At 45.7% G+C, this 20,161-nt stretch carries 16 protein-coding genes and 1 pseudogene; 13 read left to right on the forward strand and 4 right to left on the reverse strand.

Annotated elements, in window-relative coordinates; translation table 11 throughout:
- Positions 1-255 carry an AbrB/MazE/SpoVT family DNA-binding domain-containing protein gene (locus EL84_RS15370; protein WP_036610032.1) on the forward strand — a complete coding sequence of 85 codons (255 nt, stop codon included), beginning with the start codon at positions 1-3 and terminating at the stop codon, positions 253-255.
- Positions 256-356: 101 nt separating this feature from the next.
- Here EL84_RS15370 and EL84_RS15375 read toward each other — a convergent pair whose 3' ends face one another.
- Positions 357-1,274, reverse strand: a complete 918-nt coding sequence (locus EL84_RS15375; RefSeq protein ID WP_047842283.1) for a serine hydrolase domain-containing protein — start codon at positions 1,272-1,274, stop codon at positions 357-359.
- A gap of 473 nt (positions 1,275-1,747) precedes the next feature.
- Here EL84_RS15375 and EL84_RS15380 point away from each other — a divergent pair, with 473 nt between their 5' ends.
- The 6 genes from EL84_RS15380 to EL84_RS15405 all read left to right on the forward strand — a co-directional run bounded on the left by EL84_RS15380 (position 1,748) and on the right by EL84_RS15405 (position 9,411).
- Entirely contained in the window at positions 1,748-2,512 is a 765-nt protein-coding gene (locus EL84_RS15380; protein ID WP_036669834.1) for an alpha/beta hydrolase, read from the forward strand.
- A gap of 11 nt (positions 2,513-2,523) precedes the next feature.
- On the forward strand, positions 2,524-3,483 hold the full coding sequence (locus EL84_RS15385; RefSeq protein ID WP_017689585.1) for an ABC transporter permease: 960 nt from the start codon (positions 2,524-2,526) through the stop codon (positions 3,481-3,483).
- 18 nt (positions 3,484-3,501) lie between these two features.
- Entirely contained in the window at positions 3,502-4,404 is a 903-nt protein-coding gene (locus EL84_RS15390; protein WP_036610027.1) for a carbohydrate ABC transporter permease, read from the forward strand.
- 53 nt (positions 4,405-4,457) lie between these two features.
- Positions 4,458-6,053: an ABC transporter substrate-binding protein gene (locus tag EL84_RS15395; protein WP_047842284.1), complete on the forward strand. Its 1,596-nt coding sequence runs from the start codon at positions 4,458-4,460 to the stop codon at positions 6,051-6,053.
- A 98-nt stretch (positions 6,054-6,151) separates the two neighbouring features.
- Positions 6,152-8,317 (forward strand): beta-glucosidase BglX, encoded by a 2,166-nt coding sequence (gene bglX, locus EL84_RS15400; RefSeq protein ID WP_047842285.1) that lies wholly within the window; start codon positions 6,152-6,154, stop codon positions 8,315-8,317.
- A gap of 77 nt (positions 8,318-8,394) precedes the next feature.
- Positions 8,395-9,411 (forward strand): LacI family DNA-binding transcriptional regulator, encoded by a 1,017-nt coding sequence (locus EL84_RS15405; RefSeq protein WP_047842286.1) that lies wholly within the window; start codon positions 8,395-8,397, stop codon positions 9,409-9,411.
- A 298-nt stretch (positions 9,412-9,709) separates the two neighbouring features.
- Here EL84_RS15405 and EL84_RS15410 read toward each other — a convergent pair whose 3' ends face one another.
- On the reverse strand, positions 9,710-10,774 hold the full coding sequence (locus tag EL84_RS15410; RefSeq protein WP_047842287.1) for a phosphodiester glycosidase family protein: 1,065 nt from the start codon (positions 10,772-10,774) through the stop codon (positions 9,710-9,712).
- On the reverse strand, positions 10,771-11,181 hold the full coding sequence (locus tag EL84_RS15415; RefSeq protein ID WP_017689578.1) for a uroporphyrinogen-III C-methyltransferase: 411 nt from the start codon (positions 11,179-11,181) through the stop codon (positions 10,771-10,773). The genes EL84_RS15410 and EL84_RS15415 overlap by 4 nt, the downstream gene beginning before the upstream one ends.
- Positions 11,182-11,620: 439 nt before the next feature.
- Between EL84_RS15415 and EL84_RS15420 the strand changes: the two genes are divergently transcribed.
- The 3 genes and pseudogenes from EL84_RS15420 to EL84_RS15430 all read left to right on the forward strand — a co-directional run bounded on the left by EL84_RS15420 (position 11,621) and on the right by EL84_RS15430 (position 14,456).
- Entirely contained in the window at positions 11,621-12,277 is a 657-nt protein-coding gene (locus EL84_RS15420; protein ID WP_017689577.1) for a response regulator transcription factor, read from the forward strand.
- Positions 12,278-12,413: 136 nt separating this feature from the next.
- Positions 12,414-13,638, forward strand: a pseudogene (locus tag EL84_RS15425) (PLP-dependent aminotransferase family protein).
- A 191-nt stretch (positions 13,639-13,829) separates the two neighbouring features.
- Positions 13,830-14,456, forward strand: coding sequence for an FMN-dependent NADH-azoreductase (locus tag EL84_RS15430; RefSeq protein ID WP_053061505.1), 627 nt, complete (start codon positions 13,830-13,832; stop codon positions 14,454-14,456).
- Positions 14,457-14,564: 108 nt separating this feature from the next.
- On the opposite strand, the gene EL84_RS15435 is transcribed toward EL84_RS15430, so the two are convergent.
- Positions 14,565-15,410 (reverse strand): DUF2161 domain-containing phosphodiesterase, encoded by an 846-nt coding sequence (locus tag EL84_RS15435; RefSeq protein WP_082219039.1) that lies wholly within the window; start codon positions 15,408-15,410, stop codon positions 14,565-14,567.
- Positions 15,411-15,772: 362 nt separating this feature from the next.
- Between EL84_RS15435 and EL84_RS15445 the strand changes: the two genes are divergently transcribed.
- The 3 genes from EL84_RS15445 to EL84_RS15455 all read left to right on the forward strand — a co-directional run bounded on the left by EL84_RS15445 (position 15,773) and on the right by EL84_RS15455 (position 20,053).
- On the forward strand, positions 15,773-17,668 hold the full coding sequence (locus EL84_RS15445; RefSeq protein WP_036610009.1) for a PrkA family serine protein kinase: 1,896 nt from the start codon (positions 15,773-15,775) through the stop codon (positions 17,666-17,668).
- A 244-nt stretch (positions 17,669-17,912) separates the two neighbouring features.
- Positions 17,913-18,920 carry a globin-coupled sensor protein gene (locus EL84_RS15450; protein WP_047842288.1) on the forward strand — a complete coding sequence of 336 codons (1,008 nt, stop codon included), beginning with the start codon at positions 17,913-17,915 and terminating at the stop codon, positions 18,918-18,920.
- 128 nt (positions 18,921-19,048) lie between these two features.
- Complete coding sequence (locus EL84_RS15455; RefSeq protein ID WP_017689571.1) at positions 19,049-20,053, forward strand: LacI family DNA-binding transcriptional regulator; 1,005 nt, start codon at positions 19,049-19,051, stop codon at positions 20,051-20,053.
- Positions 20,054-20,161 lie beyond the last annotated feature (108 nt).

Genomic DNA, 20,161 nt, shown 5'->3' on the forward strand with positions numbered 1-20,161 from the left:
ATGAAGCCAGCTGGAGTAGTTCGCAAAGTTGACCAATTAGGTAGGATCGTATTGCCTAAATCTTTGCGTAAAAGGTATCAAATGAATGAGGGAGATCCTGTAGAAATCTTAGTACAAGGGGACCATATTATTTTGGAGAGATATCGTCCAAAATGTATTTTCTGCGGATCCATCGAGGAAGTCAACGAGTTCAAAGAGCGTTACATATGCGCACAATGTTTAGATGAAATGACTCAGCTTCCACAACACGGATAAGAAATAACGTCATGGGGTCCATTGACCCCGTGGCGTTTTTTTTGTTTTATTCTCAATTGAATGGCATAATTGCAATTTGAAAAAAAGATAAAATACGTATACTAACGCTGGGTGTAAAGGGGTAAAACCTCATTCCACACGGCATTCAGGATGCCTTGCATATTTTCTTCCTCACTATTAATACATATGACAGCTTCCTTTGAGGGAATTATGATACACAACTGACCATAGGCACCATCGGCGCGGTAAGCGTCATGAGAACACATCCAGAACTGATACCCGTAACCTTTTCCCCAATCTCCGTCTCCAGTCGTTTCGATCTGCTGGGACGTAGCCTGTCGAATCCAATCCGCAGGTACAATCTGTCTGCCTTCCCAAAAGCCCTCCTGCAACAGTAACTGTCCAAATCGACTCAGTTCCTCATTGCTTATCCAAAGACCTGCACAGCCAAGCGTTACGCCGAGTGGAGAGGTTTCCCACTCTACATCATGGATGCCAAGCGGATCAAATAACCGTGGAGTCAGGTAATCTTTCACGGTTTGGCCGGTAGCAGCCTGTAGCATGGCCGAGATCATAAACGTATCCCCGCTGCTATATGTAAATTGTTCTCCAGGTACCCGGTCCAGAGGAAGAGACATATAATATTTCGCCCAGTCCTTTTCGGTCAATGAAGCTCGTTCATCAGCCCAAAGAGGGGGAGAGTCATGACCCGAAGTCATTCGGAGAAGATCACGCAGTCTCAATTCTTGCGGCGATGGGAGATTGCGTTGTGCAACGGGTACATGATCATAAGAGAAATAATCACCAAGTGTCGCATCCAGATGTATCAGACCTTCTTCAAGCGCAAGACCAACGGCCATACATGTGAAGGATTTACTGATGGAATGTTGTACCCTGCGCTGATCCTTATCCCGGTCCCAATGGGCAAGCAGATGCCCTTTTTGTAATATGCGAATGGAAAAAACGTTCAATTGTTGCTCCGTAATCGTATGAATGAAACCTTTGAGTTGCTCAGACATATTAACCTCCCTAATATCAGGTGAAACCTGAGTAAAATCGGTTGGTGAAACGTTTCCGTAATTCGAATGCAAAATCAGAACCCATGTTAGTATAAACCTGGTTTGGTGTCAATTAAAGTTGTAATAGCACTTACTAAATTTTCATTTTTTCGTAATAATAGTGTCTTTGGACGCAAATTTAGACTTAAAAGAGCATTTTTTCGAGAAAAAAACGCGAAATTTGTAAAAAGGTTATTGACAGGATTTACTCATCGGGCTTATGATTTATTCGAAACGATTCGAAGAAATCGCTTCCACATTAAAAGTGTTGTAATGAAGTCCATGTGAATCAACGTTGGCTATGTTTTGAAACGATTCGAGAAAATCGTTTCGATAACCCATCGTAATACAAGGGAATCTACAACAGCCTGCAATCCAACGCCAGAGAAACGAATGAGTAAAGACAGCAGGCGATGATGAGAGGGGTTACATTTATGGCACATATAACGATCGAAACTGGATCGCCAACCTTATGCATGAATACTAGCATACATGTTGTGTCCAGTGACTCCGGAGAGACTTCAGGCGGTACACTATATCTGTTGCACGGGGCAGGCGATAATGCGAGTACCTGGCAGCGGTTAACCACAATTGAGATGTATGCAGCGCAATATGGCTGTACGATCATTATGCCGGAAGCGAATCGAAGCTATTACACCGATATGGAATACGGCCTGAATTACTTCCACTACATCACTCAGGAGTTACCTGAAATATGCAAGCGTCTGCTCAATCTGAATCCTGATCCGGAGAAAACATACGTTGCAGGTTTATCCATGGGTGGATATGGTGCACTGAAATGTGGACTAACTTATCCAGAGCGATATCGCAAAGTAGTGTCTCTATCTGGCGTAACGGATATCCAGACACGGCTTCATGATCCCCATATGCCAGCGACAATGATCAAGGAAATGAAAGCGGTTTTTGGAGAACGTTTACAGGTGAAAGCCGATCAGGATATTTACGCACTGTCGGCCAAGCTGCTGGAACAGGGTGTTCCTTTACCGGATATCCTCAGTTGCTGTGGCGATAGTGACCCCTTTGTAGAGATGAATCGCGACTATGCGAGATACATGCAGGGGACTGCCTTTGATTTTCGGTATGTGGAGACGCCGGGGGCTCATGAATGGAGATTTTGGGAGCACCACCTGAGAACGATGTTTGATTTTCTGTACAACGACAAGACCATAGTAGAGTGAGGAGATGCAATGTGAAACCTGCAGCCGAAGGACCTAGCAAAAAGCTGAAGGGAAACGTGAAGGGCAATTCGCTCTGGACTGAAATCTGGAAGCACCGAATGACATACACCCTGCTTATTCCGGGGCTTGTCTGGCTAATTCTGTTTGCCTACATGCCGATGGGTGGCCTGTCTCTGGCATTCAAAGATTACAAGGCTAACCTGGGCATCTGGGGAAGTCCATGGAGCGGATTCGAGAACTTCAAATATGTTTTCCGTGATCCAACCTTTATCGACGCAGTATGGCGTACGCTGTACATCAATATTCTGAAATTGATTATTCAGTTCCCGTTCCCGATTATTCTGGCGCTGTTGCTGAATGAATTGCGGATGCGCAGAGGGAAAAAATTGTTCCAAACCGTTCTTACGTTCCCGCACTTCCTGTCCTGGATCATCGTATCCGGGGTAGTCATCAATGTGCTGGCATATGACGGACTGGTAAATAGCGCGCTCGGATTACTCGGATTGCCAACGATTAACTTCCTGGGGTCCGAATCCAACTTTGTACCAATGTTGCTGTTGACTGATATTTGGAAATCAAGTGGATGGGGCGCGATTATATTCCTGGCTGCCATTTCCGGTATTGATCAGGATCAGTATGAATCAGCACAGATTGACGGGGCTTCCCGTATGCAACAGATGTTCAAAATTACTTTACCGAACATCCTTCCAACCATCACAATCATGTTTATTCTCTCGGTTGGTGGATTGATGTCTTCCGGATTTGACCAGATCTTCAACTTGGCAAATGCCGCTACCAAAAATGTATCGGAAGTACTCGATGTATATATCTATCGGATTACGTTCCAGTCATCTACCGATTTCTCATTCTCGACAGCGGTCAGCTTGTTCCGTTCCCTGGTGAATATGGCCTTGCTGCTTCTTGCTGACAGATTTGCCAAGTGGCTTGGCGGAGACGGTTTGTTCCGATAAGAGAGGAGGAAAAATGAGATGAGCAAGAAAGCTAACAAAAAACCGAGAATTGGTACAGAAAAAATGACACTTCTCGATTACATTATTTTTGCCGTATTACTAGTGCTTGCCCTGATGATCCTGATTCCGTTCTGGAATGTCATCATGATTTCGTTTGCAACACAAAAAGAATATGCTGACAATCCATTTTTGATGTTCCCTAAAGAATGGACATTGGATTCCTACAAGGCATTGTTCGCTGACGGAACGATTCTGACGGGGTACAAAAATACAATTATATTGCTAGTCATCGGCTTGCCACTCAGCTTGTTCCTGACAACAAGCATGGCATATGGCCTTAGTCGCAACAAATTTCCGTTTAAGAAATTTCTCTTTTTCCTGGTACTGTTCACCATGATCTTTAATGGTGGTATCGTACCACTGTACCTGATCATGAAATCACTTCATCTTACAGGTACGCTGTGGTCCGTTATCCTGGCGGGAAGCTTCAGTGCGTTTAACATGATTCTGATGATGAACTACTTCTACACCTTGCCTGAATCACTCATGGAATCGGCGAGACTGGATGGAGCAGGAGAGTGGAGAATTTTGTTCTCCGTTGTTCTTCCGCTGGCTACACCAATTATGGCTACAATCACGTTGTTCTACGGTGTGGCTTACTGGAACAGTTGGTATGATGCGATGATATTCCTTCGAAAAGCGGATCAGTTACCGCTCCAGAATGTACTCCGAAATATTATCGTGACATCTACGACGAATGCATCCAATGCATCCAGTGTGGATGCTGCCCAGGCAAGCAACTTCTCAATGGGCATGAAGATGGCGGCCGTATTTGTCACCATGGTACCAATTATGTGTTTCTTCCCAATGCTGCAAAAACACTTTGCCAAAGGGGTATTAACAGGGGCAATCAAGACCTGATATACGTATAGGATTTTGCAATAAAATTCTACTAAAAAACATGGGGGTAAAACATGAAAACGAAGAAAAAGTTGTCAGTAAGAGCTCTCTTTGCCATCACGCTTAGTGTAGTTATGCTGATGGTGACAGCTTGTTCCAGCCAAGGAGCTTCAGGTGGTAACGAAAAAGATGCAGAGGGAAATTACAAAGACAACCTGACCATCTCTGTAGCTAACCTGACAGAAATCAAAAACGGGAACCTGGATAATGACTTCCACAAGTTCTGGACAGACAAATTTAATGTAACTTGGGACTACAACTATATCGATTGGGATTCATGGGGCGAGAAGCTTCGTCTGTGGATCAACTCTGGCGACTTGCCGGATGTAGCGGTATGGAACTACGTACATGGCGATGCCATTAACAGCATTGAACAAGGTTTGTTCTACAAATTTCCGGATGACTGGAAAGAACGCTGGCCTAACGTCGCAGCAGCTTACAATTTGACGGGTCTTGGAGACAAGTTGGAAGAATTGACGGGTGGAACATATGTCCTGCCTAGACCAATCTACTTCGAGAACAAACCAGCTGACCCACTGACGAACCAAATTGGTGTCATTGCGCTTCGTAAAGACTGGGCTGAAGCGGTTGGTTTTGAACTGAAAGATGCTTATACAACGACCGAATTGAACGAATATGCTGCACTAGTGAAAGAAAAAGATCCAGGCAAAGTGGGTAACAAACTTGTACCTCTGTCCTACAATGCGGCAGATGCCATGACAAACATGATTATGCCAAACAGTGTGCATGCCATGACTGACTCTCCGTTCTACAAAGGTGAAGATGGCCAATTCCACTGGGGACCAGCAGATCCTGAAACGCTGACAGGACTTAAATTGATGCAAAAAGCCTACAAAGATGGACTGCTCAATCCTGAGTTCTACACATGGAAAAACAATGAAGGTCAAAACAACTTCAAAGTAACAGGTACAGCTGCTGTAACAAGTCTGGGCGGACTGGCTTCCTACAGACAAGGTCTGGATTCCGATATGAAAAAAAATCTGGGTGTAGATAGTGATGAACTGGTACACACAGCAATCGTAGTAGGCGATGACGGTAAATACCGTAACATGGAACAAGCCAACTTCTGGTCTGCATTGATCTTCAATCCAGACATTAGTGACGAGAAATTCGAACGGATCATGGATCTGATCGATTACTCCGCAACAAAAGAAGGACAGTTGCTCATCAACATGGGCTTTGAAGGAAAAGATTGGAAATATGATGAAAACAACGAACTCGTTAGCTTGTTGCCAGAAGGAACGGTATTGGAAGATAAATATCCAGCACGTTTCGAAGGTCTGTATCTGCTTGGTGACGACTTCAGTGTTGTAAACCCTGCAATCAAAAAAGATTACCGTGATAGAGCCGTGAAATTGTTCGAAGAAAAAGCAAAACTTGGTACAGAAGGCAAATCGCTTGCACCATACGATTGGGATGTCAACCTGTACGATTCCAAAGCTAAGAGTCAGGCTTCATTCGACTACCAGAATGAATATGCCAACTTGATCCTCAAAAACGGAGATCTAGAGGCAAACTGGAAAGAATGGGTAAACAGTAAAATGTCCCTGGTTCAACCTTATCTGGATGAGCTAAACGATAAATTCTAGTAATCATTCAGTAATTAATTTTGAACCCGGTGCGCGGTCTCTCCCCGAACGCAGCCGGGTTCTTTATTTCAACAACTTGTAGTGGAGGATACGATCAGATGAATAACGAGCAGTTGTTAGACCTGGTAAAACAGATGACGTTGGAGGAAAAAACAGCTCAGCTTCTTCAGTTGACTGCCAACTTCTATGAAGGAACAAATGTTGAAGGTCAGATCACAGGGCCGATGGAAGAGATGGGAATTACGGAGCAGTCCGTGGATGCTAGTGGGTCCATTCTGGGGTTGTCCGGTGCGCAGGCCATCATTGATGTACAGCAAGCTTATATGAAAAAAAGCCGTTTGGGCATTCCGCTTTTGTTCATGGCTGACGTAGTTCATGGATTCAAAACCATTTTCCCGATTCCACTGGCGATCGGTTGTTCATGGGACACAGAACTGGCTGAGAAAAGTGCTGAAATTGCAGCACGTGAATCAGCTGTATCCGGTTTGCATGTTACCTTTGCACCTATGGTGGATCTGGTTCGTGACCCGCGCTGGGGCCGTGTGATGGAAACGACAGGAGAAGATCCTTATCTGAACAGTTTGTTCGCGGCTGCGTTTGTACGTGGATATCAGGGCGACAGCTTGAAGGATGAGCCAGATCGTCTTGCAGCCTGTGTTAAACACTTTGCGGCATATGGAGCGGCTGAGGGTGGTCGGGATTACAATGCGGTGGACATGTCTGAGCGTAACCTGCGTGAGTACTATTTGCCAGCGTACAAAGCAGCATTGGATGCGGGCGTGGAGATGGTTATGACTTCGTTCAATACGGTTGACGGTATTCCGGCGAGTGGCAATGAGAAGTTAATGCGCGGCATTTTGCGTGACGAGTGGGGCTTTGATGGTGTATTAATCTCGGATTGGGCTTCCATTCGCGAAATGATTGCGCATGGTGCTGCAGAAGATGATCGTGAAGCGGCATATCGTGCCATTCGCGCAGGAGTAGATATGGAGATGATGACACCTTGTTATGTGCATCATTTGCCTGAACTGATTGAGAGTGGTGAAGTGGATGAGAAGCTCATTGATGAAGCCGTTCTGCGAATTCTGCAACTGAAAGAAAAGCTGGGATTGTTCGATAACCCACTTCGTGCAGCTGATCCTGAACGTGAACGTGAGATTGTATTCTCCAAAGAGCACCGTCAGGTATCGTATGAACTGGCAACCAAATCGGCTGTCCTGTTGAAAAATGATGGCAGCGTGCTTCCACTTCAACCTGATGCTAATGTAGCCCTCATTGGTCCTTTTGCACAGAGTCCTGATATTCTGGGCTGGTGGTCCTGTGAAGGGGTTAAGGAAGATGCAGTTAAATTGGGAACAGCTCTGCAAGAACGCCTGACGGGTGGGAAAGTTCAATTTGCTCAAGGCAGTAATGTTCATACGATTACAGCCGAGCAGATTGCCGAAGCCCTGGAAGTGGCAAGCAAAGCAGATCTGATTGTCCTTGCTCTTGGTGAAGACTCCGAGATGAGTGGAGAAGGTGGCTCGCGCACGGATATTCGTCTGCCAGCAGCCCAATTGGAATTGGTTAAACAGCTCAAAGCAGCGGGAAAACCGATTGCCAGCGTTATTTTCAACGGCCGTCCATTGGATCTGCATGGTGTAATCGATGAATCGGATGCCGTTCTTGAAGCCTGGTTCCCAGGTAGTGAAGGCGGAGCGGCGATCGCAGATGTTCTGACAGGTGTAGTGAATCCATCTGCACGTCTGACGATGTCCTTCCCGCAGTCCGTAGGTCAGATTCCGGTCTATTACAACCATTTCAATACAGGTCGTCCACTGAACCCGGAGAAGACGGAAGAACGTTATGTCTCCAAATACATTGACAGCCCGAATGAACCTTTGCTTCCGTTCGGTTATGGTCTCTCATACACTTCGTTCTCTTATGGTGATCTTGAAGTGTCAAGTAACGAGATGACTGCCGAAGAGTCCCTGAGCATCCAGGTACGTGTAACGAACACAGGTGAGCGCGCAGGCGTAGAGACCGTTCAGTTGTACGTTCGTGATGTAACGGGTGAAGTCGTTCGTCCTATGCGTGAGCTGAAAGGATATGTGAAACTTGCACTGGCGCCAGGCGAGAGTGGTACAGCCACGTTTACGTTAAATGAAGAACAGCTTCGTTATCACCATTCTGACTTAAGCTACCGCAGTGATCGAGGCGAGTTCCATATTCTTGTGGGTGCAAACAGTCGGGATACTCAGAAGAAATCATTCAGACTTGTTTAATCTGATGAATGGAAAGAGTAATGTGTCAGGCCTTTTGTTATGGAAGGCCTGATGAACATAACAGGGGAGCGAAGAATGTGGTCAGTATCAAGGATATCGCCAAACAGGCGGGAGTTTCCATCTCTACTGTGTCATATGCGCTGAATGGCAGCAACAAAGTGACCGATGAGACGAGTTCCAAAATTTTGGCCATTGCCAAAGAACTGAACTATGTTCCAAATGCCGCAGCAAGAACACTGAAGAAGAGGGAATCCAAAATTCTAGGTGTATTCTTGACCGATTTTAGAGGAGATGTGTATGGAGACTTGCTGAGTGGCATGAAAGCCGTATGTAATGCTCAAGGCTATGACCTGATCGTGTGCAGTGGTAAACAATCCCATCGCATGCTTCCAGAGAGAATGATTGATGGTGCGATCATTCTGGATCATACGTTTGCAAGTGAGGAACTAATGCAGTATGCCGATCGTGGGCACAAAATCGTTGTATTGGACCGTGAGATGGATCATCCCAACATTAATCAGGTTCTGCTGGATAATAAAGCCGGGGCAACACTTGCGATGGAACATCTTATTGAACAGGGACATAAGAAAATCTACGTGGTGACAGGACCGGAAGGTTCGTTTGACTCTGTGCAGCGGTTAAAGGCTGTGAGACAGGTTGCGGAACGTGAAGCCGATGTGGAATGGATTGAGATCACGGGAGATTTTGAGAAGAGTGGTGGAGAACAAGCCGCAGATCAGATTGTACAGGTGTATGATGGACCCGCAGCGGTATTCTGCCTCAATGATGAGATGGCTATTGGCTTGTGTGATCGTCTGGCAGACAGTGCACTTGGCGTTGGTCAGGAGATTGATGTCATCGGATTCGACAATATTGAATTGAGCAAATACGTCCAGCCGAGACTGGCAAGCATTGATTATTCCAAGCGTAAGTGGGGATCGCTCGCTGCTGAACAATTAATCAAAATTATTGCTGGAGAACCCGTCGATCATGAACGAATTTATGTCACATTAGTTGAGGGCGGGTCGGTGAGTGGGCCTATTTCGTCTGATTCGGTTATATCCATGCGGAATGACCGGGCGGTTAGCTATTGATCCCGAATACAGCAAGAGACAAGGCTTAGAAGAATCGAATCATTCTTTTAAGCCTTGTCTCTTGTTATTTCGAGGATGAAGCAATAGAAAAAGCCTCTCCGGAGAGAGGCTTGGCCTTTACAAGCCTTTTGTTTTGTCATTGTTGTAGGATGAAGTGAGAATGCCTGTAATGAAGAGAGTCAATACGATTGCAATAATCCAGAATGTCAGTGAAAATGACATGCCCTTCGCACCTCCTGCACAAGCTCATTTTCTTCTATTATAACCATTATAGGTAGAAAAGAAATGCTTCACCCTATTATTTGTAAAATAAAAAGTGTGTGGGCACTGGTCTGAGGCTGCCATCTGAAGGGTTATTCACAACCCGATTATTCAGAATAAGCGAGGATGATCCACCGCCATCCAGATTATAGGCGTCAATCACCCCAAGCTTGTACAACCGCCCTTGCAACTCTTCAAGGGTAGCACCGGAACTTCCGCCCTCATTATATCCGTCAACTACAATGATCAATAACTGATCATCCTTATAATTGCCAATGACTGTACGTGGTGCTCGTTTGGGTGATACTTTCCATTTGGCAGGAATTGTGGTTTTACGCCCATTCTGTAGCAGCACCGGAACAAACGTAGCCCCGAATTGCGGTTGCAGGCGATCCAGTGAGTTTTTGTCGGAGAACTTGCCTCCGACCAGTTTACCGGCATCGTTAAGTCCTACAAAAAACAGATCTTTGAAACTGGCCTGGAAACCGTTCACGTATTTCCCGTCCATGACGGTTGTGCTAAGTGGATAACGTTTGCCGCCACTGTCAGCAAATCCACCTGCGTTAATCCCGGCAATAGCGCCGTTACGCTTCACAGCCTGCATGGTCGTCTCAGAACGCCCAGGTTCACTGTCTAGAGCCATCTGCATGGCTGTAGGGTCTTTTAGCTTGATCTTCATGGCATAGCCCTTATAGCTGCCAGGATTCACTCTGTACATTTCAATCGTTAGCCGTTCACTGTCTACCCGTTCAAATGGAACGCCAAGCTTGGATGAAATCCGGTTGTTGTAAATCTTTTCCGGACGATCCGCTTGGGTGGAAGCCTTCTGCACAAGTGTAGACATCGTACTTGTTGTTTTATTATAGAGCTGTGTCGTTCTTTTAATAGAAGAAGAAGTCTGGACAGCAGCATCTTTTGCCCCCGCAAGCTCTTGGCTAATTGCTTGGGTCCGGGGTGTAATCGTATCCTCTGACAGTTCGGTAGGCATCAAACCTCCGGGTTCAAGTGGAGGACGAAGCAGCAGCAGGCATAATATCAATCCAACAAAAGGAGCGAGTGCAAGCATAAAAAAACGATTAACCTGTTTGACGGGTGTAATCATTTGAGCAGGTCCATCTTTTTCTGGAGTGTCTCCAGTTGTTTTTTGACTTCGCTCAGCTGGGTATACAGTTTGTTGCTGTTATCCGTTTTGTCACTTGCATTATCCTTGGTGAAAGTCAGCAATTCATTGAAGGATTGAACCTGTCCCTGCAGGTCTTCTACTTCCTTTGATATCGTTGTTAGCTGATTTTCGTAGTCGGTTTTTAGTGCTGCAATCTGCTGCTGATTATGGGCTTGAAGCTGGTTAATCATCTGTTGCTGGAGATGGTTACTATAATAGTAGGTTCCAACGACTCCTAGTGCAATGAGGACAATCCACATTACCAGAAACAGCTTGATTGAAGATCCAGCCTTGCCTTTGGCGCTCCGGGTGTGATGGATGTCAGAGGACGGGGCAGATGGTTTCATATCATCACTCCTGGTCATTAATAGGTACAAAAAAATTTCCAGTCCTCATTCTATCATGCCCCTATTGATTACGCAAAAATGAAATTCTTTACTTAATAGAGTAAAAAGAGATTGCATCGGAAGGAAGTCCTAGGATACAATTTCTTATAGATGCAATAAGTAGGAACTTTGGGCAGGTTTTTCGACTTTTTTAGATAGAAATGCAGGAAATTTATACTATATTTTGACCTTTCCGGGGATGGGAAGATGGACGTCATGGTGTTTTTATAACAAAATACAGTGAAAATAGAGCTTTTTTATCGGCTGCCTCCTGTATTTTTCTGTTTTTCGACATAATCCGACCTATGCTTCTTCTATACTCGGACTGTCGCATAGACAATGGAAATATCATGATAGAAGCTAGAAGTTATTTGTCCAATACATAACAGGGGGAACAACAATGAAAAAAGTATGGCAGGTGGTCATCATAGATATCCACCCCACCAGCATGCTCGGTACAAAATTGATTTTGGAAGAGCAGCAAGATCTGACGGTACGTGGCATGACTTCGACCGGAACAGAAGGGCTCGATCTGGTGAATATTCACCAGCCTGATCTGATTCTGATGGATTATCGTCTTCCGGAGGGTCAGGCAGATCAATATATTGCCCAGATGAAGAATCTGTCAGCTCACAGTCACATCATTATTTTGACGGATGAAGACAATGTGAAGCTGTTTCGTCATCTGATGAGCCTTGGTGCAAGCGGCATGTTATCCAAACAGGCTTCCCCTAGCCAGCTGATTCATCTGATCTCTGGATTACGTGAGGGCCATGTGTCCATTCCATTGTCGTGGTTAAACAGTGCGGAGTGGGCGCAACCTGTAGAGTCTCCGACAGAAGCGCGTGTCATTGAATTAACAGAAACCGAAACTTTTATCATGGAAAGAATTGTTCAGGGTGTAACCTATGATAAAATAGCGAATGAGATCAACGTTAGCAGACGTTCCATTGATAATTACCTGCGTAAAATATACGTGAAGCTGGAAGTGAGCAGTAGAGCACAGGCCATTGAACGTTATGCCTTGCATGCAAGACAAGTGAAGACGGGATCCTGACGAAACAGGTTTGTTCTTCCCCTGATCACAACAGTTCTGTATGCATCCGGTCATATTCGATGGCGAGCAGGAATAGGTTGTAGGGCTGCGGACTGCGAGTACAGTTTCGGAATAGGGATGAAAGGGGAACGGATCGATGAAATATTTCTTTGCTTCCCGTACCAACAGGCTTTTGTCATCACCACTGAGGGATATACGTGAGATGTCTGGCAGGGATTATTTCATTTCTCTGGCAGAAGAATTGCCTGCGGAGGAGTTGTTTCCTTTCAAATTGTTGGAAGAAGCAGCCGTGTCGGTCTTTAGTTCAGGCCCCTCCGCATTGCAATATGGAGAGCCAGCAGGCTACACCCCCCCTAAGAGAGTGGTTGAACAAAGACTGGAATGCACGCAAAGGCATACGAACGGTACCCGAGCAGATTCTGTTGACCACTGGTACCCAGCAGGCCATCGATCTGGTGATGCGTCTATTGCTTGAACCAGGAGATTCTGTACTGGTTGAACATCCCACATCTCCAGGCTGTCTTGAGGTTCTGGAGATGCAAGGAGCCAAGATTGTGCCCGTAATGGGTGATCGGGACGGCATACTGCCAGACCTTTTGGAGCATCACATGCAGCAGGTTAGACCGAAGCTGCTTTTTGCTGCACCCAGTTTCTCGAATCCGACCGGTGCTTTGTGGAGTATGGAGCGGCGGGAGGCAGTCCTTGAGCTGTGTTCGCGCTATGGTGTACTGCTTGTGGAAGATGATTCTTATGGAGAGCTCCATTTCGATGGCCTTGAGCCAACGGAATTCTATCGTAAATATCCTTCACTCTTTGCACTGGATACTGCCGATCAGGGTGGACATGTTCTCTACATTGGTTCATTCAGCAAAACGGTAGCGCCCGCTCTTCGAACCGGATGGGCCGCTGGACATCCTGCGCTGATTCAGGCAATGGCCTCGGTTAAACGAATTGCAGATGGTCAGTCCAGTCCGATGAATCAGCGGCTGTTGTATCAATTGCTTGCCCACTCCCCATTTCGTTGGAGTGATCACCTATCGATGTTGAATCGGGAGTATAAGACAAGACTCAAACTGATGCTTGAACTGTTGAAGAGGCCGGGCTGGAAAGGGTGTCAGTATAACATCCCTGAGGGCGGAATGTATCTGTGGGTACAGTTGCCGGAAGGCTTGGATAGTGGCGCTCTGCTTAAAGCGGCTTTGCCCAAAGGTGTATCTTTTCTTCCTGGATCACTATGCTCCACAGGTGTACAGGATCAACGTTACATCCGATTGAACTTTAGCCACCCCGGCCGGGATGAATTGCTGCTTGGCATGAACCTGATCAGTGAAGCCATTTCCGAATTTACGGCTCGTAGCTAAGTCACATCAAAAATAGATTTTGTAGCAAAAATTAAAATTGGTTCATGACCAAAGTGATTACGTTATTGCATCCACTAACATTTTTATATATAATATGAATTAATGAGTTGTTGGTTTCTTTATATAAGCTACAATGGTGGCCAGTTCAGGAAAAGCACTCATATATTTTATTTAACGGGGGAAAATTCAACATGTCTAATATTTTATTTGTTAAAGCAAATGACCGTCCTGCAGATCAAGCAGTCAGCGTTAAATTGTACGATGCATTCTTGAGCGCATACAAAGAGTCCCACCCAGGTGACACAGTTACTGAGTTGGATCTCTACAATACAGATATTCCTTACTATGGCAACACTGTAATTACTGGTGGCTACAAAGCTGCAAACGGCATTGAAGCAACTGCCGAAGAGCAAAAAGCTGCAGCACTGGCTGCACAATTGCAAGATCAATTCTTGGCAGCAGACAAAGTGGTATTTGCATTCCCGCTCTGGAACTTCACTGTTCCGGCTCCACTGGTGAACTACATTTCCTACCTGAGCCAAGCTGGTAAAATGTTTAAATACACAGCTGAAGGCCCTGTAGGTCTCGTAGGCGACAAAAAAGTGGCATTGCTGAATGCTCGTGGTGGCGTATATTCCGTAGAGCCAATGGCATCTGCTGAAATGTCCGTTAAATATGTAACTAACGTATTGAACTTCTGGGGTATTCAAAACCCTGAGCTTGTAATCGTTGAAGGTCACAATGCTTCTCCTGACCGTTCCCAAGATATCGTGGATGCAGGTCTGAAATTGGCTTCCGAAGTAGCAGTAAGCTTCTAATAGCAAACTTCTATATAAAACACATAAAAACACCTGTAGTCTCCACTGGAGATTACAGGTGTTTTTGCATTCTCATTTTTCATAACACTTACTTCGAGTGATTCCATATCAGATATGGCCTGTATTTTTCAAGTACTGCTCCGCTGTTTCAGCGATGTGTGCAAGGTCGTCCTTATTTTTACCAGATACAGAATACGTTACATCGAGTTCATTAATGGTTCGTTCAATCATATCATTATCCTCAAGCATGTGTGCATGCTCGGTTAACGCCTGTACTCCCTTAATCGTCAAAATATACTTTCCACGGGAGAGGCGTTCAAACCAGCCATAATAATTTTTTTGCAGAATTGCTGCGGCAGAACCTACGCCTGTCTGTCTGGCAAGGTTGGCCGGAGAGGCTTCTCCGTTCGTTCGTAGAGCGGATGCGACACGTAAAGCCTTCTCACGATATGCTGTGACCAGTTGTCTTCGTGTGCTGCCTCCCGTATTGTAGTCTCCGCTGCGTTCGTCGAATTCCTTGAGCAATCGTTTCCGCCGAACTCCGCTTTTACGGGCAACCTGATTGCGGCCAGTGGGGGGGATCAGGGCGGAGGGCTCGCACAATACATCAATCAGGGGAGCTTTGGTTTTGTAAAATGTGACAGTCAGCAACCCCAGACCGAGCTGTCTGCATAGTGCGGTCAGTTCGCTCCAGCGTTGGTTTACGGCTCCGCGTTTACTGCGATTGCGCTCGACGGCCAGATACACGAACGGGCTAAGTTTCAAGCGCTGCATGCCCTGCAGCAACAAGGAGAGGTTAAATGTTTTTTTCATCTCCACAATGAGTGGTTCGTCCTGGTCCGATCTGACTCCGACGAGGTCACAATGTCTGACTTCCGCCTTGACGTCGAAGCCACGCTGCTCGAAAAAAGCCTTCACAGGCGAATATAATTCGGTTTCGTATTTCACTGCCATCGTCCGTGCTCCTTTCCAGAAGTGGCCTGTCTCTGACCATGTGTTGTCCGGTTTCCTGAATTTAGAACCCTCATTATATCATATTCGTTCTTTTTTTTCTGAAGGCACAAGATGTCTGATAGAACAGGGAAAAGCCAAAATTCGAAGCGCTTGATTGAAAAAAAAGAGGTCAACTTATCCGAATTGCCGCATAGGTATGTAATACACTTTTCACAACAAAACAAGACGTTTGGACAGAGGGTGGCGGGACAACACAGGACCGCAAGATTGGTATTCAAGCAGGAGCCGCAATTCTATTGATTTCTTCATACCATTCGGAATGGTTGACAATCACACTAAAGGAGCCATGGGAGGTACCAAGCATGAATATTTTTGAACGCGTTGCGGAACATCGGGCAGAGAGTGACCGTTTGACATGGAACGGAACATTTGAAGATTATATTGCACTGCTGAGAGAGGACCCGACTCCGGCAATGACGGCTCACGCCAGAGTGTATGAGATGATTGAATCGTTTGGGGTGGAAGAAGTAGGTGGGCATAAGCGGTACAAGTTTTTTGAACAGGAGATCTTTGGGCTGGACCGTTCGATTGAAAAGTTGGTTGAAGAATACTTTCACTCGGCTGCACGCCGTCTGGATGTACGGAAGCGGATCTTGCTCCTGATGGGTCCTGTAAGTGGAGGGAAATCGACGCTGGTGACGCTGCTGAAGCGGGGGCTTGAACAGTTCTCGCGGACAGAGAAAGGTGCCATATACGCCATTGATGGATGCCCGATGCATGAGGAACCGCTGCATTTGATTCCGCTGGAGCTTCGTCCTGAAGTGGAAAAGGAAATTGGAGTCCGTATTGAGGGTAACCTTTGCCCATCCTGCCAGATGAGACTCCGTACCGAATATGGTGGTGATATCAGCAAGGTACCGGTGGAACGGGTCATTGTTTCCGAAGATAATCGCGTGGGAATAGGAACGTTCAGTCCATCCGATCCGAAATCACAGGATATTGCCGATCTGACGGGGAGTATCGACTTCTCCACCATCACGGAGTTTGGTTCCGAATCCGATCCACGTGCCTATCGTTTTGATGGGGAGTTGAACAAGGCGAACCGTGGGTTAATGGAGTTCCAGGAGATGTTGAAATGTGATGAGAAATTCCTATGGAATCTCCTGTCGCTCACGCAGGAAGGAAATTTCAAAGCGGGACGTTTTGCCTTAATCAGTGCGGATGAAATGATTGTGGCGCATACGAATGAATCGGAGTATAAGTCTTTTATCTCCAACAAGAAGAATGAGGCACTGCAATCCCGGATGATTGTCATGCCGATTCCGTACAACTTGAAGGTATCCGAGGAAGAGAAAATCTATGCCAAGCTCATTCAGCAAAGTGACATGAAGCATGTTCATATTGCACCGCATGCACTGCGGACTGCAGCCATTTTTTCCATACTTACCCGCTTGAAGGAAACGAAGAAACAAGGCATGGATCTCGTTAAAAAAATGCGCATGTATGATGGTGAAGAAGTAGAAGGATACAAAGAAGCTGATCTGCGCGAGATGCAAAATGAGTATCTGGATGAAGGGATGTCTGGCATTGATCCGCGGTATGTCATTAACCGGATCTCCAGTGCTTTGATTAAGCAAAATCTTCAGTGCATTAACGCGTTGGACATTCTGCGGGCGATCAAGGATGGTCTGGACCAGCATGCTTCAATTACAAAGGAAGAGCGGGAGCGTTATCTGAACTTCATTGCTCTTGCACGCAAGGAGTATGATGAACTGGCCAAGAAGGAAGTGCAGAAAGCCTTTGTTTACTCATTCGAGGAATCCGCGAGAACGTTATTTGAAAATTATCTCGATAACATTGAAGCATTCTGCAACTGGTCCAAGATTCGTGATCCGCTCACGGATGAAGAGATGGACCCGGATGAGCGTTTGATGCGTTCCATTGAGGAACAGATCGGGATTTCCGAGAATGCAAAGAAAGCGTTCAGAGAAGAGATTCTGATCCGAATCTCGGCATACTCCCGCAAGGAGCGCAAGTTCGAATACAGCAGCCATGACCGTTTGCGTGAAGCGATTGAGAAGAAGTTGTTCACCGATCTGAAAGATATCGTCAAGATCACAACCTCAACCAAAACACCGGATGCAACACAATTGAAACGTATGAATGAAGTCATTAAACGCTTAATTGAGGAACATGGATACACCGCAGCCAGCGCGAATGAACTGTTACGTTATGTGGGCAGTCTGCTTAACCGCTAATCGGCAACGAACCATTCCGGATCAGGCTCCTGATGCCTGTTGTGAGGCTCCTTCACAGCAGGGTCAGGGCCTTTTTAATTACATGAAGGTCATATTAATCTAAAAAAGCTGACAAATAAGGTTAATTTTAAAGAGAAATAGTTCTAATGGTATATGTATATTTAGGTATTTTAGTCTATAATCAATACATATATTTACAATTTAAAGTAATTTAGTGTTTATTAAGGAGCTGACTGAACCAGATATGAGCAGTATTTCCGCAACAAGACAGAAGCAACTTGATTACATGGGATTAACCGCAGGGGATCTAAAACTGCTTGCCGATCATCGGCCTGTTTTTAAAAAAGTCGTTAATGAAGTGGTAGATCATTTCTACAATCATGTGGGAAATTATCCTGAATTGGTAGATCTGATCGCTCGATTCTCTACCATTGATCGTCTAAAAGAAACACAGAAGATGTACTGGTTATCGATGACGGATGGAATCGTGGACGACGCATATATTGAGCAACGGATTGCAATTGGGCTTGTGCATTCCCGTATTGGCCTGTCCGAAGATTATTATCTGGGTACCTATATGGTATACCTAGATATTGCAACGAGCATATTCCAACAGGTTATCCCTGATTCCTGGCATCTTGTCATTCAGGCGCTCAGCAAAATGTTTAATCTGGATTCACAGCTTGTCCTTGAAGCCTATGAGAAGAAAGAAAAAGAAAAGTTACATCAGCTTGCCGATGACCAACAACATACGTTGCAGGCGATTACGCAGATTACCCAAGAGCTTACAGGCATGATTAGTGAATTAAATGAGAGTGCAATGGCTATATCGAGTGTAGCCAAAGAAACAGCGGCTTCTCAGGATCAGGCTCAAGTTCTGCTCACGGAATTAACAGGGGAGATCCAGCAGATCGGAAAAATGGGTGAACTCATTCGGGAGATATCGGATCAGAGTCATCTTGTCGGTCTGAATGCAGCGATTGAAGCTGCTCATGCAGGAGAGTTCGGACGTGGCTTCGAAGTGGTTGCCAGTGAGGTGCGTAAGCTTGCAGCCAGTTCTCGGGACGCCCAGGGTAAAATTCAGTCTAATCTGGAGCAGATCATGAAGAAACTGAGCAGTGTGCAGCAGGAGTCAGATCATACCTCTCGCGGAGCACGTAGCCAAGCTTCACGCTCGGCTGAACTCGCTGTATTTGCAACAACAATGGAGAAACTGTCTCTGGATTTGAAGAATCTGGAACAGCAGGAATAGAGCTTAAAAGCATTAGGAACCTTCCATACCGTTTCAGGCTGTTTTAAGCTATAATGGGTAGACAAACCTGCCGATGTTATAGAAAAGCAGCCGGAGACAGGGGATTTGAAAGAGGTTGAGGTGATCAGATGGCTTCTATCCATGATGTAGCCAAGGAAGCGGGAGTATCTGTTGCAACCGTTTCCAAAGTGATAAACGATTATCCTGATGTAAGTGAAAAAACACGCAAAAAAGTCAATATAGCCATCGAATTATTGAAATATCAACCCAATGTGGTCGCACGTGGACTTGTCAAACGCCGTTCATGGACGGTGGGAGTGCTGTTAACGGTTCCGTTTACGAACCCTTTTGTGTCGGAGTTGCTGGAAGGGATCAAAACAGCGCTGGAGAACAGTGGATATGATCTGGTCCGGTTGTCTACTCGATTCGATGATCCGGCGTACTCGTTCATCAAACATTGCCGCAGTCGTAATGTGGATGGCGTAGTGGTATTCGGGGAAGGCAGAGAAAACGCGAGTATTCAGGAACTGGTGGATGCAGAGATTCCAACGATGTTTGTTGATACGGACATGTTGGGCAAACGTGCCGGTTACATTACTACGGATAACGCGAACGGAATCTCGATGGGGGTCAAACATCTGCATGAGCTTGGGCACCGCAAAATTGCCTATATCTCAGGGACACTTGGACCTGCCGTAGCCAATCTGCGATTGGAAGGATATCGGGAAGGGCTGCGAGAATGCGGTATCCCGTATTCTACGGTATATCTGGAGATCTGCGATTATTCCTTCGACGGGGGAAGCAAGGCTGCCCGACGATTGCTGGCACTTCAGGATCAACCAACGGGAATTGTCTGTGCATCAGACATGTCTGCTTTTGGTGCGATTCATGAAATTGAAAAGCATGGACTGAGTGTACCAGAAGATATCTCGGTTGTCGGGTTCGATAACACGTATTATGCTGAGGTATTCAAACCGGGGTTGACAACGGTGAATCAGAATATCTATTCTATTGGCATTAAGTCCATCGAATATCTGATTGCCATGATCGAGAATCCATCTTATTCTCCTCCTGTGGTGACGGAACCTTCCAATCTGGTCATCCGTCAGACGACAGCACCTTTAAAAGCTTAAAAACGTAAATAGTAAAGATGTTTACACGAAGCACAGCTAATAAGCTGTGCTTTTTGTCGTTCTATATCTCATTTGGAAACATATGGTTGATGGAGTGGTGCAAGTCCT

This window comes from Paenibacillus sp. VT-400 (assembly GCF_001029205.1).
Taxonomy (GTDB): Bacteria; Bacillota; Bacilli; order Paenibacillales; family Paenibacillaceae; genus Paenibacillus; species Paenibacillus amylolyticus.

Coding starts and splice junctions, on each gene's coding strand:
- EL84_RS15420 (WP_017689577.1), top strand. CDS start 11,621: ATGAAAAAAGTATGGCAGGTGGTCATCATAGATATCCACCCCACCAGC.
- EL84_RS15430 (WP_053061505.1), top strand. CDS start 13,830: ATGTCTAATATTTTATTTGTTAAAGCAAATGACCGTCCTGCAGATCAA.
- EL84_RS15450 (WP_047842288.1), top strand. CDS start 17,913: ATGAGCAGTATTTCCGCAACAAGACAGAAGCAACTTGATTACATGGGA.
- bglX (WP_047842285.1), top strand. CDS start 6,152: ATGAATAACGAGCAGTTGTTAGACCTGGTAAAACAGATGACGTTGGAG.
- EL84_RS15390 (WP_036610027.1), top strand. CDS start 3,502: ATGAGCAAGAAAGCTAACAAAAAACCGAGAATTGGTACAGAAAAAATG.
- EL84_RS15370 (WP_036610032.1), top strand. CDS start 1: ATGAAGCCAGCTGGAGTAGTTCGCAAAGTTGACCAATTAGGTAGGATC.
- EL84_RS15395 (WP_047842284.1), top strand. CDS start 4,458: ATGAAAACGAAGAAAAAGTTGTCAGTAAGAGCTCTCTTTGCCATCACG.
- EL84_RS15435 (WP_082219039.1), bottom strand. CDS start 15,410: ATGGCAGTGAAATACGAAACCGAATTATATTCGCCTGTGAAGGCTTTT.
- EL84_RS15380 (WP_036669834.1), top strand. CDS start 1,748: ATGGCACATATAACGATCGAAACTGGATCGCCAACCTTATGCATGAAT.
- EL84_RS15410 (WP_047842287.1), bottom strand. CDS start 10,774: ATGATTACACCCGTCAAACAGGTTAATCGTTTTTTTATGCTTGCACTC.
- EL84_RS15415 (WP_017689578.1), bottom strand. CDS start 11,181: ATGAAACCATCTGCCCCGTCCTCTGACATCCATCACACCCGGAGCGCC.
- EL84_RS15445 (WP_036610009.1), top strand. CDS start 15,773: ATGAATATTTTTGAACGCGTTGCGGAACATCGGGCAGAGAGTGACCGT.
- EL84_RS15455 (WP_017689571.1), top strand. CDS start 19,049: ATGGCTTCTATCCATGATGTAGCCAAGGAAGCGGGAGTATCTGTTGCA.
- EL84_RS15375 (WP_047842283.1), bottom strand. CDS start 1,274: ATGTCTGAGCAACTCAAAGGTTTCATTCATACGATTACGGAGCAACAA.